At 51.4% G+C, this 16,482-nt stretch carries 17 protein-coding genes and 1 tRNA gene; 4 read left to right on the forward strand and 14 right to left on the reverse strand.

The window, feature by feature from the left end:
• Positions 1–665 precede the first annotated feature (665 nt).
• The 3 genes from NY07_RS00005 to rimI all read left to right on the forward strand — a co-directional run bounded on the left by NY07_RS00005 (position 666) and on the right by rimI (position 1,667).
• Positions 666–742, forward strand: a tRNA-Trp gene (locus tag NY07_RS00005).
• A gap of 146 nt (positions 743–888) precedes the next feature.
• Entirely contained in the window at positions 889–1,227 is a 339-nt protein-coding gene (locus NY07_RS00010) for a hypothetical protein (protein ID WP_033537739.1), read from the forward strand.
• On the forward strand, positions 1,206–1,667 hold the full coding sequence (rimI, locus tag NY07_RS00015; protein WP_081953737.1) for a ribosomal protein S18-alanine N-acetyltransferase: 462 nt from the start codon (positions 1,206–1,208) through the stop codon (positions 1,665–1,667). The genes NY07_RS00010 and rimI overlap by 22 nt, the downstream gene beginning before the upstream one ends.
• 62 nt (positions 1,668–1,729) lie before the next feature.
• On the opposite strand, the gene lipA is transcribed toward rimI, so the two are convergent.
• The 14 genes from lipA to leuS all read right to left on the reverse strand — a co-directional run bounded on the left by lipA (position 1,730) and on the right by leuS (position 15,779).
• On the reverse strand, positions 1,730–2,695 hold the full coding sequence (lipA, locus tag NY07_RS00020) for a lipoyl synthase (RefSeq protein WP_033537316.1): 966 nt from the start codon (positions 2,693–2,695) through the stop codon (positions 1,730–1,732).
• Between the two features lies 1 nt (position 2,696).
• Positions 2,697–3,347, reverse strand: coding sequence for a lipoyl(octanoyl) transferase LipB (gene lipB, locus NY07_RS00025; RefSeq protein WP_033537317.1), 651 nt, complete (start codon positions 3,345–3,347; stop codon positions 2,697–2,699).
• 96 nt (positions 3,348–3,443) lie between these two features.
• On the reverse strand, positions 3,444–3,710 hold the full coding sequence (gene ybeD / locus NY07_RS00030) for a DUF493 family protein YbeD (protein ID WP_033537318.1): 267 nt from the start codon (positions 3,708–3,710) through the stop codon (positions 3,444–3,446).
• Between the two features lie 134 nt (positions 3,711–3,844).
• The gene (locus NY07_RS00035) at positions 3,845–5,017 is read right to left on the reverse strand and encodes a serine hydrolase (protein ID WP_033537319.1); all 1,173 of its coding nucleotides are present in this window, start codon (positions 5,015–5,017) and stop codon (positions 3,845–3,847) included.
• Positions 5,018–5,152: 135 nt separating this feature from the next.
• Positions 5,153–5,947, reverse strand: a complete 795-nt coding sequence (locus NY07_RS00040; RefSeq protein ID WP_033537320.1) for a septal ring lytic transglycosylase RlpA family protein — start codon at positions 5,945–5,947, stop codon at positions 5,153–5,155.
• The gene (gene mltB / locus NY07_RS00045; protein ID WP_235363879.1) at positions 5,934–6,887 is read right to left on the reverse strand and encodes a lytic murein transglycosylase B; all 954 of its coding nucleotides are present in this window, start codon (positions 6,885–6,887) and stop codon (positions 5,934–5,936) included. The genes NY07_RS00040 and mltB overlap by 14 nt, the downstream gene beginning before the upstream one ends.
• 65 nt (positions 6,888–6,952) lie before the next feature.
• Positions 6,953–8,059, reverse strand: coding sequence for a rod shape-determining protein RodA (rodA, locus tag NY07_RS00050; protein ID WP_033537322.1), 1,107 nt, complete (start codon positions 8,057–8,059; stop codon positions 6,953–6,955).
• Positions 8,046–9,929 carry a penicillin-binding protein 2 gene (gene mrdA, locus NY07_RS00055; RefSeq protein WP_033537323.1) on the reverse strand — a complete coding sequence of 628 codons (1,884 nt, stop codon included), beginning with the start codon at positions 9,927–9,929 and terminating at the stop codon, positions 8,046–8,048. The genes rodA and mrdA overlap by 14 nt, the downstream gene beginning before the upstream one ends.
• A 77-nt stretch (positions 9,930–10,006) precedes the next feature.
• Positions 10,007–10,477: a 23S rRNA (pseudouridine(1915)-N(3))-methyltransferase RlmH gene (gene rlmH, locus NY07_RS00060; RefSeq protein ID WP_033537324.1), complete on the reverse strand. Its 471-nt coding sequence runs from the start codon at positions 10,475–10,477 to the stop codon at positions 10,007–10,009.
• Positions 10,477–10,806, reverse strand: coding sequence for a ribosome silencing factor (rsfS, locus tag NY07_RS00065; protein WP_033537740.1), 330 nt, complete (start codon positions 10,804–10,806; stop codon positions 10,477–10,479). The genes rlmH and rsfS overlap by 1 nt, the downstream gene beginning before the upstream one ends.
• A 144-nt stretch (positions 10,807–10,950) precedes the next feature.
• Complete coding sequence (gene nadD / locus NY07_RS00070; RefSeq protein ID WP_033537325.1) at positions 10,951–11,592, reverse strand: nicotinate-nucleotide adenylyltransferase; 642 nt, start codon at positions 11,590–11,592, stop codon at positions 10,951–10,953.
• Position 11,593: 1 nt separating this feature from the next.
• Positions 11,594–12,625, reverse strand: coding sequence for a DNA polymerase III subunit delta (holA, locus tag NY07_RS00075; RefSeq protein ID WP_033537326.1), 1,032 nt, complete (start codon positions 12,623–12,625; stop codon positions 11,594–11,596).
• Positions 12,625–13,119 (reverse strand): LPS-assembly lipoprotein LptE, encoded by a 495-nt coding sequence (locus tag NY07_RS00080; RefSeq protein WP_033537327.1) that lies wholly within the window; start codon positions 13,117–13,119, stop codon positions 12,625–12,627. The genes holA and NY07_RS00080 overlap by 1 nt, the downstream gene beginning before the upstream one ends.
• Before the next feature lie 68 nt (positions 13,120–13,187).
• Complete coding sequence (gene leuS / locus NY07_RS00085; protein ID WP_033537328.1) at positions 13,188–15,779, reverse strand: leucine--tRNA ligase; 2,592 nt, start codon at positions 15,777–15,779, stop codon at positions 13,188–13,190.
• Between the two features lie 121 nt (positions 15,780–15,900).
• Here leuS and NY07_RS00090 point away from each other — a divergent pair, with 121 nt between their 5' ends.
• Positions 15,901–16,401, forward strand: coding sequence for a zinc ribbon-containing protein (locus NY07_RS00090; protein ID WP_033537329.1), 501 nt, complete (start codon positions 15,901–15,903; stop codon positions 16,399–16,401).
• Positions 16,402–16,482 lie beyond the last annotated feature (81 nt).

The following is a 16,482-nucleotide window of genomic DNA, read 5'->3' on the forward strand; positions in this document are numbered from 1 at the left end:
CATCAAGCTTCGCTTGATAAACGGATGTCTTACGCCCCCATGTGAGATGAGCGTTGAGTCAATATCAGATAATCGGTTTGAAGCTGGCCATAACAGGTGCCTATTTTCGCCGTCCTTCAACCGCTGAGCTTGGTCATAAACAGCATCCTGCGTTTATGACATTCGGCACATCCATGTGCCTTGCCCCCAGCTCGCAGCTTCGATTTATATCAATTGTTTGAAGTTTTGTGTGCTGCTATTGGCGGCATTCTTATCAGGGAGTGTGCTGTGCTGGTTTTATCTCAGAATCGGCTAGCTGATAACAGGTGTCGCCGCTGTGAGTTGTGAAGATATGAATGCGACTTAAGCGACTTAGGAAGGCTGCTTAGGAGCCTTAGTTCCTGTAAGCCGCTCATTTGAATTAACTCAGCTGTGCAAAAATGCGATTTGAGCGCGTAATAGCGATAAAAGTGGGTTAATAAGGTTAGTAGATAGCGGATTGATGGTGATAAATGAGGCGTTAGCTTGCCTTTATTGAAGTGCTGGTATCTTGTGTTTTCGAGTTCTTGAAGAGAGGGAGTGACTGAATATTCGCTCTCTTGCATGAAAAAGCTGCAATTGAACATATTAGGCATAAAAAGTCCTTTACCTTTGAGAGGTGTTTTAGCATAATGCCCCACGTCAACAGGGGTGTAGTTCCAATTGGTAGAACAGCGGTCTCCAAAACCGATGGTTGCGGGTTCGAGTCCTGCCACCCCTGCCACATTCTAGAAAAGCCGTTCAGAAATGAACGGCTTTTTGCTTTTTTAAGCTTTATCATTTTACTCACCCTCCCTGATTATTTACGTACAGTGACATAGGTAGTGCCAAGGGGTATCCTTATGGAGATGATTTTTGTCGGGAGGCGACTTGGAAAGAAGTGCATATTTAGATGCTATGGGCATTACCCGTTGGGTGGAAAAAGGTGCTGATCTCCCCCTTTATCCGATCTTGGTAGACAGGGGCGCAAGTGTTTCAGCCGAGCACCCTATTATACGTCAAGTGTTGACACTCTTTCCTGAACAGGAAAAGCAGGTGGTCATCAGCGATACCTTGAGCGGTACTAAAGAGGTATTTTGGGATATGCGCAGTGTTAGATTACCTAAGGTGGACTGCGTCATTAGCTCGGCGCCTTTGGTGGTTTTAGAGCAGCAGAGCAAGGCCAAACGTGCTTTGTGGCAGGCGATATGGGAGGTAAATACCCAATGACCTTAGCGCTGAAAACCCTTAATCGAGAACAGGCTCCGCTTTTACATGAGCTGGAGAGCGTCTGTCATCGTTTCCCAATGTCTTTGACCAACCTTGAGACTTGTTTTGGGCGTTTCTATCATGTTATCGGCCTGTTCGATGATGAGGAGCTCATAGGGTTTGCCATTTTGCATCAACTCTTTGAAGATGCCACCTTGATGGATATCTGTGTCAGACCCACTTCTCAGGGACAAGGTTTAGGCAAGCGTCTCACGGAGGCATTAATCGAGCTGGCAGCGACCCAGGGCGCCGAACGTATGATGTTAGAGGTAAGGGCCTGTAATGAGCGGGCTATCGCCTTATATCGCCAAATGGGCTTTGTTCAGACAGGGATGCGTCCTAACTATTACCAGCTGGAACAAGGTAAAGAGGATGCCATCTTGATGGAGCTCTTGTTTTAGATGGCTCTCAGATATAAAAATAGCGCCATTTGGCGCTATTTTTATATTGAGGTAATGCAGAATTACTTAACTTCTTTTCCCTGAGCCTGTAGGTCGGCATGGTAGCTAGAGCGTACCATAGGGCCACAGGCTGCATGGGTAAAGCCAATCTCTTCAGCGAACTCTCTCAGTTCATCAAACTCAGCTGGCGGTACGTAACGTTCAACCGGCAGGTGGAATTTAGAGGGCTGTAGGTATTGACCGAGTGTCAGCATCTCAACATTATGGGCACGTAGGTCACGCAGTACCTCGGCGATCTCTTCGTTGGTTTCGCCCAGTCCCATCATCAAGCCCGATTTGGTCGGAATATGTGGGTGTTGTTCCTTGAATTTCTTCAGCAGATCCAGTGACCATTGGTAGTTTGCCCCTGGTCGCGCCTTACGGTAATGCTTAGGTGCGGTTTCCAGGTTGTGGTTGAAGACATCGGGTGGCTCGGTAGCCAGGATCTCCAAGGCGGCGTCGATACGGCCTCTGAAATCGGGCACTAAGATCTCAATCTTGATCTCTGGGTTGAGCTTACGGATCTCGCGGATACAGTCGGCAAAATGCTGTGCACCACCGTCACGCAGATCGTCACGATCCACTGAGGTGATCACCACATACTTAAGCTTCATGTCTTTGATTGTTTGCGCTAGTTTAACCGGCTCTTCTGCATCGGGTTTCAGTGGACGACCATGGGCCACGTCACAGAAAGGACAGCGACGGGTACAGATCGCTCCCAAGATCATGAAGGTTGCCGTACCATGGTTAAAACACTCAGCCAGGTTAGGGCAAGATGCTTCTTCACAGACAGAGTGCAGACCGTTTTTACGCAGTGCCTGCTTGATGTCGACGATACGCTGATTCGACGCTGGCAGTTTTACTCTCAACCAATCGGGTTTGCGTAGCATGGTTTCGCGCTCGGAAGGCACGACTTTGACCGGAATACGAGATACCTTTTCAGCATCGCGTAGCTTGACTCCAGGTTGTAATCTTTCAGGCCTAGTCATATTAGTCTGTTAACCCTTGATGATGTTCTAGATGTTGATAGCCCAATTCTTGGCTAAAGGTTTGTATCAGTTTTTCGCCAGCTTCTTCGACGCTCTGGGGCCCGTTGAGAGCTTTGCATTGGATCATCTCTAATCCAGCATAGCCGCAGGGGTTGATGCGTTGAAAAGGAGACATATCCATATCGACGTTAAGCGCTAGGCCATGGAAGGAGCAGCCTTTACGTATCCTCAGACCCAGAGAGGCGATCTTACGCTCATCGACATAGACGCCGGGCGCATCGGCCTTGGGGTAGGCTTGGATATCATATAGGGCGAGCATATTGACGATACTCTGCTCGATATCGGTCACCAGTTGGCGTACGCCTATTTTGAGGCGCTTAATGTCCAGCAGCGGGTAGGCCACCAGTTGCCCTGGGCCGTGGTAGGTCACTTGGCCACCACGGTCGACTTGAATGACGGGAATATCGCCGGGATTAAGAATATGCTCACTCTTACCCGCTTGGCCTTGAGTGAAAACCGGAGGATGTTCTACGATCCAAAGTTCATCTTGGCTGTTTTCATCGCGATTATCGGTATAGTCCTGCATGGCATGCCATACCGATTCGTAATCTTGGCGTCCAAGATGGCGAATATGTAAAACCGTATCTTTCAAGGGCAACCTCTCCCCTCAGGATTAAAGTGCGCTTATTATACGCGCGAAATCAAGAAATGTAAGACAGATCACATTTCGAACTTGGGTGAAGGCGTTTTACAGGACGCGTTTCACCCCTTCGATGGCCGCTAACTCTATGTAGAGCAGTTCGATCTGTTCTTTGCTGTGGACGGTCACCTTGATGGTAATAGAGTGATAGGTGCCTTTACTTGATGCTTTAGACGTCGGCATATAGTCGCCAGGCACGTGGCGTTGAACCACACCCACTACGTCATCGGCGAGGTTGTCTCTGGCATCACCCACCACTTTGAAAGGGAAGGCGGCTGGGAACTCTAAAAGTTCATGAAATTTGGTGTCTAACATAACGGTATATCTCTTGCCCAATCTAATGGCTATAAAATGGGGGGCATTATACCTAATTCAACCCTCGGAGGCTAAAAACAAAAAAGCCACCCTTAGGTGACTTTTAAATATAGGGGCGTTAACCCCAGGCGTTTTTAGCTAAACCAGCTGGCAAACATCTGCTTAAAGTAGTCCATGAGCTTGCTAAACCAACTACCTTCATTGACCTCTTGCAGGGTAACCAGTGGGAACTGGGCGATATCTTTGCCGTTAAGCTGGAAGTAGATGCGGCCCACGGTTTCGCCTTTGGCGATTGGCGCGGTCAGCTCTTTGTTTAGCTCATAGTTGGCTTCCAGGTTTTTGGCCTGACCACGATTGATGGTAATAGGGGTATCGGTAATAACGCCTAAGTCCACCGACTCTCTGTCGCCATACCAGATCTTCTGCGTCACAAAGCTATCGCCTGCCTTGTAAGGCGTGATGGTTTCGAAGAAGCGGAAACCATAGTTCAGCAGTTTTTTACTTTCAGCCTTACGAGCCGACTCGCTGGCGGTGCCCATAACGACAGATACCAAGCGCATGCCATCTTTAGTGGCAGAGGTCACTAGGTTGTAACCGGCTCCTGAAGTGTGGCCCGTCTTGATACCGTCGACGTTTAGGCTCTTATCCCACAGTAGACCGTTACGGTTATATTGCTTGATGCCGTTAAAGGTAAAAGATTTTTCTGAATAGACGCGGTATTCCTCAGGAACATCGCGGATCAGCGCCGCGCCCAGCAGTGCCATGTCGTAGGCTGTGGTCTTGTGGTTTTCAGAGTCTAAGCCGTGAGAGTTCTCGAAGTAGCTGTCACGCATGCCCAGCTGTTTGGCCCAGGAGTTCATTAGGTCGACAAAGCCATCTTCTGTACCGGCAATGTGCTCGGCCATGGCCACACAGGCATCGTTGCCCGATTGAATGATGATGCCGCGGTTAAGATCGTCTACTGATACCTGCTTACCCACCTCGATAAACATCTTGGAAGAGTCAGGGAAGTTTTTCGACCAGGCGTTCTTGCTGATGGTGACCTTATCTTCAGGTGAGATGTTACCTACCTTGATCTCATGACCTATCACGTAGCTGGTCATCATCTTGGTCAGACTGGCAGGGTTGAGGCTCTCGTAGGCATTCTCTTCGGCGATGATCTGTCCTGAGTTGTAATCCATCAGGATAAAGGCTTTTGCCGCTACCTTGGGTGCATCTGGCGTAACAACGGGTGCCGCGTTGGCCGCCGTGAAGGAGAGTGAGGAGACAAGGAGCAGTGTTTTGAAGCTGTGATTCAATAATTTCATATTTTCAAGGCACGTCTTTTGGTTGAATGCAAAAATTTGGGCGCTATGTCGGGCGAGTATAACATTAGTCGACCACCGAAATCAGTGAAGGTTCCTTAATCTTAAGGAAAAGCTCACTGATTTAGGGGGGGGATGTTATTCGGTCACCAGATAGCTTTGGGGATAACCGTTTTGCTGCAGGGTTTGATGCAGCTGGGCGGCGATCTGTTGGCGGCCTATAGGGCCAAGTTGTAAGCGGTAGAGATTGCCGTTTTGTTGTATGCGGGTCTTGACCTGGTATTGGTCGGCCAAGGTTTGCGCCAGATGATCGATCCGCCCTTTGTCGGATGAGGCGATCACCTGCACATAGTGAAGTTTAGTATTTTTGAGCGCCGCCAGTGCAACCGACTCTGGGTTTTCGATATAGATCACCTCAAGCTTCACCTTGGCGGTGCCCGTCTTGAGCATATCCAGACGATGAGCGGCGGCGTAGGAGAGATCGATGACACGATTGTCATGGAAAGGACCGCGATCATTTACCCGCACTATGACGGTCTTGTCATTGGCCAGATTCGTCACTTTGACATAGCTGGGCAGTGGCAACGTCTTGTGCGCTGCAGACATGGAGTACATATCATAGGTTTCGCCATTCGAGGTAAGGTGACCATGAAACTTGGCACCGTACCAGGAGGCGATACCTGTCTTCTGATAGCCTTTGCCTGAGTCGAGAACCCGGTAGGTCTTACCCAAGACGGTATACTCTTTACGGTTGCCGCCACGACTATAGGGTTCAAACTTGGGGTGTGCATCCTCCACCTTAGAGACATCGGGTGCATCTTTAGGTGCCAAATCGTCGGCAATCTTATAACGGCTGCCGCTCTGAGATGAACATCCCGCAACGATTAATAGCAGGACTAAGGTCAGTAGGGGGAGGCCTTTACTGGTTCGCATAAGCTTCTTTTAGTTGTTGGCTAAATTGATAAACCGCCATGGCGTAGAGCGGGCTGCGGTTATAGCGGGTGATGACATAAAAGTTGTTCAGTCCCAGCCAGTAATCGTTGCGGTCTTCTTGCACCAGTTCTACCAGGAGCGCTGGTTGCTGCACATCTAAATCGACATTCTGCGCCAGGGCAATGGTTGGCGACAGGATATCGGCCACCTTGTAAGAGAGCTTTTCACCTGACCAGGTCTTTAAGTGGGAAGGCAGTTGATGCGTGGTCAGCGGTAGGGTAACCAAGGCGCCCTTTTGCCAGCCATGCTGGTGAAAGTAGTTGGCAACACTGCCAATAGCATCGAGCGGATCGCCAAGCAGATCCCGGCGGCCATCACCGCTGAAGTCTACCGCGTAGTGACGATAGCTCGAGGGAATAAACTGGCCATAACCCATGGCACCCGCGTAGGAACCTTTGAGTTCGGCGAGGTCCAGGCGTTCCTCTTTGACTAAGGACTGCAACTGCGCCAGCTCTTTGCGGAAGAAGTCGGCGCGGGGCGTGTAGTGAAAGCCTAAGGTGTAAAGGGCGTCGATGACAGGGTAGGTTCCCATGTAGCCACCATAGAATGTTTCGATCCCGATAATGGCCACTATGATCTCTGGATCTACCTGATAGGTTTTTGCGGCCTTGGCGATCGCCTCATCATAGGTCTGCCAAAAGGTTAGTCCTTTGGCGAGACGCTTGTCGGTCAGAAAGATGGGATGATACTGATACCAGGGCTTAGCCTCCCACGGGGTGGTAATGGCATCGATGACCTTTTGGTTGTACTGGGCGCTGCCAAGAAACTTGTCTATCTCAGCCTGGGTAAAGCCAGCTGCGCGTTGCTTTGCGATAAAGTCGGCCTTGAGCTGACTAATATCGCCGTCTTGAGGGATGACTTTGTCATCGGCATGGGCCAGTAAAGTGGCGCTGCCCAGCAGTAGGGACAAAAGAATGCGTGCAACGGGGTTCAAATTGTCTTCCTTTAACGGTCGATGAATCGTCTATGGGTATGTATGCTCATCAAGATGCCGAAACCTGTCATCAGGGTCAACATAGAGGTGCCGCCATAACTGATCAGTGGTAAGGGCACGCCAACCACGGGCAGCAATCCAGATACCATGCCGATGTTGACAAAAACATACACAAAGAAGGTTAAAGTAATACTGCCTGCGAGTAAACGGGCAAAACTGGTCTGGGCGCGCGAGGCAATCACCAGACCGCGACCTATCACGTACAGATAGAGACAGAGTAAAATCAGACTGCCTATCAGGCCAAATTCCTCGCCGATCACGGCAAAGATGAAATCTGTGTGACGCTCGGGTAGAAACTCAAGTTGAGACTGAGTACCGTCTAGCCAGCCCTTGCCCCAGAGACCACCAGAGCCGATGGCGATCTTAGACTGAATGATATGATAGCCGGCGCCCAAGGGGTCCTTTTCAGGATCCAGCAGAGTCAGTACCCGGGTGCGTTGGTAATCGTGCATCAGGAAGTACCAGAGCACGGGGAGCATGGCCAGGACGCCACCGATAAAACTGCCGACAATGGCCCAGCTCATGCCTGAAAGAAACAGCACGAAGATCCCTGAGGCCGCTACCAGGATGGAGGTGCCGAGATCGGGCTGTTTGGCGATCAGCAAGGTTGGGACCAGCAAGATCACCCCGGCGCCAGCCAGATAACGTTTCTTCGGTGGTAGGGGATACTTACTGATATACCACGCCATGGTAATAGGAAAGGCCAGCTTTATCAGCTCTGAGGGTTGAAACTCCATGAAGCCCAGGTTGAGCCAGCGCTGCGCACCCTTATTAATCTCACCAAAAAAGTGCACCCCGAGCAGCAGGATCACTCCCGCAATATAGATGGGAAACGCCCAGCGTTTGAGTACTTCGGGATTGATCTGAGCCACGAACAACATGATCCCCAAAGAGAGTCCCATACGGGTCAGCTGACGCTCCATCAGTGCCATATCTTCACCGCCTGCTGAATAGATGACAAACAAGCCGAAACACATGAGTGCCAGCAGACCCAGGAGCAGTGGCAGGTCGAGATGCATCCGCTGCCAGATGTTGGGGCGATGACTATGGGCGTTCATTGTGAGGGCTCCCGGCGGTTTCTATGGGCAGGTTATCGCGTAGGATATATTCATCTAACAGGGCGCGGGCGACAGGGCCTGCGTTTGCGCCGCCCCAACCAGCGTTTTCCAACACCACGGCTAGCACTATACGCGGCGCCTCATAGGGGGCGTAGGCAACAATTAGGGCGTTATCTCTTAAATGTTCATCGATGGTTTCGGCGTCATACTTCTCATCTTCCGCCACGCTAAATACCTGGGCGGTACCTGTCTTCATGGCTGCCGTATATCCGGCATCCACAAAGCGTGACTTGTGGGCGGTATCTTTCATCGCCTCGTTGATGATATCCCAGTTATTGGGGTTTTTCAGTTCAACGGGCGGCATCCTATCTACCGGAGTGTCGACCTTAACGGTATCGTTTTTGATCGATTTCAGCAGGTGCGGCACAAAACGCTCACCCTTATTGGCCATGATGGCGGTAGCGTTGGCCAGTTGCAGCGGCGTGGTGGTCCAGTATCCCTGGCCAATTCCCACAGAGATAGTGTCGCCGATATACCAAGGCTGATTGTACTTGAGGCGCTTCCAATCCTTAGAGGGCATATTACCGGCCGACTCTTCAAAGATATCGACCCCTGTTCGCTCGCCAAAGCCAAACTGCTGCATGAAGTTACTGATCTTGTCTATACCTGTCTTGTAAGCCAGATCATAGAAATAGGTGTCGCAGGAATGCACCAAGGCGCCGTTAACATCGACCCAGCCATGACCCCAGCGTTTCCAGTCGCGGTATTTGCGTTCTACGCCGGGGATCTGCCAAAAGCCAGGGTCCCAGACCCGAGTTTTAGGGGTTACCGCCTTATCTTCCAGGCCCAGCAGTGCCATATGGGGTTTGACCGTTGATGCTGGGGCATATTGCCCTTGGGTCGCGCGGTTGATCAGTGGGCGTGAGCGTGCATTAAGCAGATCGCTATAGGCCTTAGAGCTGATGCCGTGAACGAACTGGTTGGGGTCGTAAGTGGGGCTAGATACCATGGCCAGGATGCCACCATCGCGCGGATCCATGGCCACGATGGAGCCTCTGCGTCCGGCAAGGAGTTCCATTGCTTTCTTCTGCAACTGGAGATCCAATGTCAGGTAGATATCCTGTCCCGGCTCTGGTGCTACCGACTTGAGGGTGCGAATGGTTCTGCCGCGGTTGTTGACCTCTTCTTCAAGATGCCCAGGCATGCCATGAAGTAAGGTTTCATAAAATTTTTCAATGCCTTGCTTGCCGATATCCTTGGTGGCTGCATAGTTTGGCCACTGGCCATTACTCTGTAGCGCCGCCTGATCTCGGTTGTTGATGCGGCCGACATAACCCAGTACGTGGGTTAAAAGACCATCGTAAGGATAGTGACGCTTAAGGCCGGCATCGATAGAGAAGCCAGGGAACCTGTGTTGATTGACACTAAATATGGCAACTTCATCTTCCGATAGACGGTTTTTCACTGTGATCGGTTTGAAGCGGCGATGGAATTTGAGTGACGACAATAGGCTTTCCCGCTCATCTTTGCTGATGGCGATCACTTCGCTCAAGGCATCTAAGGTGGCGGGAATGTCTTTAACCTTTTCAGGGATCAACTCAAGCGAATAGAAAGGCTGGTTCTCAGCCAGTAGCTGGCCATGTCTGTCATAGATCAGACCACGACTGGGCGCCACAGGAACGACGCGAATACGGTTGTCGTTGGAACGGGTCTCATAATCTTTATACGACAGGATCTGCAGATGATATAGGTTGGTGAGCAATATGCTCAGTAGCACCACCACACAACCAAAGGTAAAGATAGCCCGGCGTTTGAATAGCGAGGCTTCGGCAGCATGGTCGTGCATGGCCATCCGTTTGCGTGGCGCCAATTATACTCTCTCCGGCAGTATGTTGGTTGTCACTATCATTGTCTATCCCTTGATTGACTCGAGTGTCGCGCTAAGCGCTACTCTCTATGATACGGGTGGTTGTTGTTGATGCTCCAGGCACGATACAGGCTTTCGGCTACTAAGACACGTACCAGTGGGTGTGGCAGCGTCAAGGCCGACAGACACCAGCTTTGGCTTGCTGCTTGTTTGCAGGCGGGGGCCAGTCCTTCTGGCCCGCCGATCAGCAGGCTTACATCGCGGCCATCGAGTTGCCAGCGGTTGAGCTGAGTGGCCAGCTCTGGCGTAGTCCAGTTTTTGCCGGGCAGATCCAGGCTGACGATATGGTTCCCCTTAGGGATAGCCGCCAGCATCTGTTCGCCCTCTTTTTGCAAGATACGGGCGATATCGGCGTTCTTACCGCGTTTTCCCGCTGGGATTTCGATCAGCTCGAAGGCCATGTCCCGGGGGAAACGGCGTTGGTACTCTTCGAAACCTTTGGTGACCCAGTCGGGCATACGCGTGCCCACGGCAACGAGTTGTAACTTCATTAAGCCGGCTTTTCAGACCACAGCTTTTCAAGCTGATAGAAATCACGGGTTTTGTCTTGCATGACGTGAACGATCACATCGCCCAGATCAACCAGTACCCATTCGCTGCTATCACGGCCTTCAACGCCATGGATATGCAGGTTAGCACGCTTGGCTTCCAATACTACGTTTTCGGCGATTGCCTTAACGTGTGTTTTAGAGGTACCAGAACAGACCACCATATAATCGGTGACATTAGATTTGTCGGTGACCTCTAGCACTACGACATCTTTGGCTTTTAAATCTTCGACTTTGTCGACTACAAACTGTTTAAGCTCGGCGCTTTGCACGCTAATTTCCTCATTCATTTTTAACAGCGAGGCAGTATAACAGGTTATCCCTTCAAAGTAATTGCTAATAGTGCCCGCCTTGCGGGCTGGCGCGCCATAAATGCTAGCGATTTATATCACCTTTAAAGGCTTGTTAACGCGAGGTTAGCGGTAGAGTCGATGGGCGTCGATATAGTCGATGACGGCTTGGGGAATAGCGTCAGGGGCTGGCGCATGTTGGCGCAGTTGCTGACGGATCTCTGTAGAGGAATAGGGTTGAGGCGTGATGGTGACCGGAAAGATGAGCCCACTGAACTGCTCGGTCGTTGTGGCATTATCCAGAGCAGGTTTATCAGCGCTGCGCTCACCGAGCAGCTGCGCCATTTGCGGCGCATCTGCCAGGCTCCAACCGGGGCGCTGACACACGGCGATATGGCAAAGCTCAAGCAGCTGCTGCCAGCGATACCAGCTGGGCAAAGTCACAAAGGAGTCCATCCCCATGATAAACACCAGTTGATCTTGAGGGTGAGCCAGCCTTAGCTGGTTCAGGGTGTCGACCGAGTAGGAGGGCGTGTTGCGTTTTGCCTCAATGTCGCAAAGCTTAAGCTGTGGGTATTGCTGGCACACCAATTGAGCCATGGCGAGGCGATGGCGCGTTGCCGTGCGGGTCTCAGATTTGTGAGGCGGTATATGGTTGGGCATCAACCAGACTTCATCGAGCCCTAGCGCCTGCTGGACTTCCAGCAGAGGCTTGATATGGCCGTAATGTATCGGGTCGAAGGTGCCCCCCAGTAAGCCTATTTTCATGTTAGCTCAGCTCGATATGACTCAGGTGAGCGTGGGCCTTAGGATCGTACAAGAGGCAGAGGTGGCTCATGGCCGTCCAATCTTCATCCCCTTGCTGTTTGAGCTTAAGCTCCGTCTTAGAGGCGCAGGCGAGCAGGGTCTCTATTTGACTCAGGCTCAGACGCGATAGCGCGCCCTGGTAGAGCCCTTTACGTTTATCCCAGATCCTGAACTTACTCCAAAGGCTTTGCAGTGGTGTACCAGCCTCCATGGCCTGCTTGAGCTGCAGCAGGGTGGTGAGCTCTTTGAATTGTCCCCAAAGCAGTATAGGGAGTGCAGTGCCTTCGGCTTGCAGCTGGGCCAGGATGTGCTGGGCCTTTTCTTGTTGGTTGGCCAGCAAGCAATCCGCCAGTTGAAATACGCTAAAACGGGATTGATCTTCAAAGTAGCTCTGCAGTTGTTCGCTGGTGATCTGCTGATGTGGACTCAGTAGTTGTAGCAGTTGTATGGCTTGATCCGCCGCTAGCAGGTTACCCTCATACAGAGATTGCAGCAGTTGTTGAGCATCAGGGGATAGGTTTAACCCCGCGGCGCGGATCCGCCCCTGCAGCCAGCGCTGGAACTGCGGCCCCTCAGGTGTTGCGCAGGGGATATAAATGCCTTTGTCGTCGAGTTGTTTAAACCATTTTGATTTGGTTTGTTCACTGGCCAACTTGGGACCCGTGACGATCAGTAGCAGATCGGGATTGTCCTGCTGCATCAGGCTTTGTAGCTGGCTGCTGCCTTCGCTACCGGGTTTGGCCTGGGGCAGGTGCAGTTCTATGATGCGTCGACTGGCGAACAGGCTCATGGTATTCCATTCATCCTGCAATTCACGCCAGTTGAAGCCCGTCTCTTGGGTGAGCACAATACGCTCCTCGAATCCTTCTCGCTTAGCTTGGGCCAAGATAGCCTGCTTGCTGGTATCACACAGCCAGGGATCGTCACCAAAGATAAGGTAACAGGGCTTTAGCGGTGAGAGCTGCTTGGCGAGTTGATCCGGGTAGACGCGCATCAGTTGGTCTCGATGGACGCCAAGATCTGCAAGATCTGGTCAGCGGCTTGAATGCGCATCTCTTTGACTAAGAGCTCCATTTCACGGCTCTTTGCCAGGGCGGTGCGGGGATCGTCCAGGTAGTCGCGATGGATATCCACATCGAAGGCCTTGGCTTCGCGCTCTGGGTACTGCACCGCGAAACGCACATGGTAATTCAGCTCATATTCGGCCACGTTGCCCGTAGGGTAAAGTGACAGTGTGCTTCTGTCTAACGAGTCGCTGATGATGCGTACGCTTGGTACGCTGGCATCGCCTTCGATCACACTGATGTTATTAAGACGCAAACGTTCACGCACCAGGCGGGTAAGCTCGCTATATTCATCCTGACTGGTCAGGTTGAGGGTCTTAAGATCATCTGGGATCGAATAACTGCGCTGAAGTTTAAAACCGCATCCGGCGCTCAAGAGTACCGAAAGGGCCAAGATTGCAAAACATAAGCGTTTAATGAGCATAGGCTAAGCCATCTATTTCCATAATTGATAAGACTCGGCCACCCAAGGTGGCCGAGTAGAGAGGGCGATTAGTTTGCTACGATATTGAGTAGCTTACCAGGTACGTAAATCACTTTACGAACCGTCTTGCCTTCAGTGTGTTTGAGTACGCCTTCTTCTGCCATACCTGCCGCCTCAACCGTTTCCTTATCGGCATCGGCTGCTACGGTGATCTTGGCGCGCAGCTTACCGTTCACCTGTACGATGATCAGCTTGCTGTCTTCCACCAAGGCTGACTCGTCAACGTCTGGCCAAAGCACGTTCTCGATGGCCTCTTCGTGACCCAGTGCCTGCCAAAGCTCGAAGCTGGTGTGCGGAATGATAGGGTAGAGCAGACGGACCACGGCGCACAGGGCTTCCTGCATTAGGGCTCTGTCTTGCTCGCTTTCCATCGGCGCCTTCTGTAGACGGTTCATCAGCTCCATCACAGAGGCGATGGCGGTGTTGAACATTTGACGACGTTCGATATCGTCACCCACTTTAGCGATGGTCTTGTGCAGCTCACGGCGAAGCTCTTTTTGAGCGCTGTCGAGAGAGGCTAGATCCAGTGCGACGGTTGGGCCTTTTGACACATGGTCGTGCGCCAGTTTCCACAGACGCTTGATGAAGCGGTGAGCCCCTTCAACGCTTGACTCTTGCCATTCCAGTGTCAGTTCTGGTGGCGAGGCAAACATCATGAACAGACGCACAGTATCAGCGCCGTACTTGTCTACCATCTCTTGTGGATCGATACCATTGTTCTTCGACTTAGACATCTTGCTCATGCCGGTGTAAACCAGTTCATGACCCTGACTGTCAACGGCCTTAACGATACGGCCTTTGTCATCGGTTTCGGTGACCTTGGCATCGTTTGGCGATACCCAGACGCGGGCGCCCTTCTCATCTGTGTAGTAGAAGGCATCGGCCAATACCATGCCCTGGGTCAGCAGGCGCTTGGCAGGCTCATCGCTGTTTACTAGGCCTATGTCGCGCAGTAGCTTGTGGAAGAAACGGAAGTAGAGCAGGTGCATACAGGCGTGCTCGATACCACCGATATATTGATCCACTGGCAGCCAGTAGTTGGCCTTGGCTGGATCCAGCATCTGGTCTGCCTTAGGGCTACAGTAGCGGGCATAGTACCAAGATGACTCCATGAAGGTGTCGAAGGTATCAGTCTCTCTGAAAGCTTCTTGACCGTTCACCTGCGTCTTGGCCCACTCTTTGTCGGCCTTGATTGGGCTTTGGATACCGTCCATGACCACATCTTCAGGTAGGATAACGGGCAGTTGATCTTCTGGCGTTGGCATCACAGTGCCATCGGCCAGAGTAACCATAGGAATTGGCGCGCCCCAGTAACGCTGACGTGACACACCCCAGTCGCGCAGACGATAGTTCACCTGACGCTTACCTTTGCCTTCACTGGTCAGTTTGGCGTCGATGGCATCAAATGCCGCTTGGAAGTCCAGGCCATCCAGCTCTGGGAAGGAGTCGCCAGAGTTAAACACTATGCCTTTTTCTGTGTAGGCTTCTTCGCTGATATCCAGCTCGCCGTCAACAGGCTTGATCACGCCCTCAATAGGCAGACCATACTTAGTGGCAAATTCGTAGTCGCGCTGATCGTGACCCGGTACTGACATCACGGCGCCTGTGCCATAGTTCATCAGTACGAAGTTGGCGGCCCAGATAGGCACTAGCTTACCAGTGAGCGGATGAATCGCCTTAAGGCCAGTATCGACACCTTTCTTCTCCATGGCGGCCATGGCAGCTTCTGTGGTGTCGGCGTTCTTGCACTCTTCGATAAAGTCGGCCAGTACAGGGTTGTTTGCCGCTGCTTGCTCAGCTAACGGATGACCCGCGGCGATCGCCACATAGGTCACGCCCATTACAGTGTCGGGACGAGTGGTGTAGATGTCGAAGCTCTGATCGCTACCTTCAACCTGGAACGTCATCTCGATACCTTCGCTGCGGCCAATCCAGTTGCGCTGCATGGTCTTGACCTGCTCAGGCCATTCGTCCAGTTGGTCGATATCGTTTAGCAGTTCTTCGGCGTAGTCGGTGATCTTAATGAACCACTGAGGGATCTCTTTTTGCACCACTTGAGTGTCACAGCGCCAGCAGCAACCATCTTGAACCTGTTCGTTGGCCAGCACGGTTTCATCGTTTGGACACCAGTTGACCGAGGCAGTCTTCTTGTAGACCAGGCCCTTCTCGTAAAGCTTAGTGAAGAACCACTGTTCCCAACGGTAATATTCTGGGGTGCAGGTGGCGATCTCACGACTCCAGTCGTAGCCAAAACCCAGCATCTTGAGCTGGTTTTTCATGTAGTCGATGTTTTCATAGGTCCAAGGCGCTGGGGCGGTCTTGTTGTTGATTGCTGCGTTCTCAGCAGGTAGACCGAAAGAGTCCCAACCTATGGGTTGTAATACGTTTTTTCCTTGCAGGCGCTGGTAACGCGCAACGACATCGCCTATGGTGTAGTTACGGACATGGCCCATATGCAGTCGGCCTGAAGGGTATGGAAACATAGAGAGGCAGTAAAACTTCTCTTTGCTTTCGTCCTCGGTAACTTCAAATGTTTTAGTGTCTTGCCAGTGCTGCTGCACCTTAGCTTCAATCTCTGAAGGTAGATATTGCTCTTGCATTGATGATTCCCGGCCATGCCGCTTATTTATTTGATCTTGCGCATCTTGCGCGCGAGTTAGATCTGCATAGAATAAACTAGAAGTGAGTCATTAAAAAGGTTCGCATGAAGGAGTATTGAACATGAGCAAAAGAAGTACCGAGTTGCTATCGTTATACGAGGCCCTGTTTGATCAGGTGAAATCGGATTTCTCTGAAGATAACTCAATGACTGCAAAGGAATTATATAAAGTCGTTACTGCGAGCAAGGAGTTCTTGCGACTCAAGAAGCAGGCCAAGGAAGAGGAGCTTGCCTTGGTGGAAGAATTTTTAAAGCGTGATATCGGCAGCTTCCTTGCTGAGAAAAACGCTAAAGATCTCAGCCACAGTCCTACCGTTATCGCCGCCGAGAATACCTTGTGGCACTGGTTGAGTGAGATCACTGACAGGAGCCAGGTTGAGTGGCATGAGGTGACCCAAGACTTCAAACATCACGGTTATTACCAAAGTGGTGAGATTGTGGGTCAGGGCACTATGGTCTGCACAGACTGCGGTCATGAGATGCGCATCGAGTTTCCTGGTGTGATCCCTGAGTGTCCCGAGTGCGATGGCAGCCAGTTTACCCGTGAGGCTCTCGCTCCCTAAATAGGAGCTTCTTAAATAGGAGCTTCTTAAATACTAGCCCTTAACTAGGTGCCGATAGAGATTGCCAGTGTTATTAAAAAA

The organism is Shewanella sp. ECSMB14101 (assembly GCF_000773485.1).
Lineage (GTDB): Bacteria > Pseudomonadota > Gammaproteobacteria > Enterobacterales > Shewanellaceae > Shewanella > Shewanella marisflavi.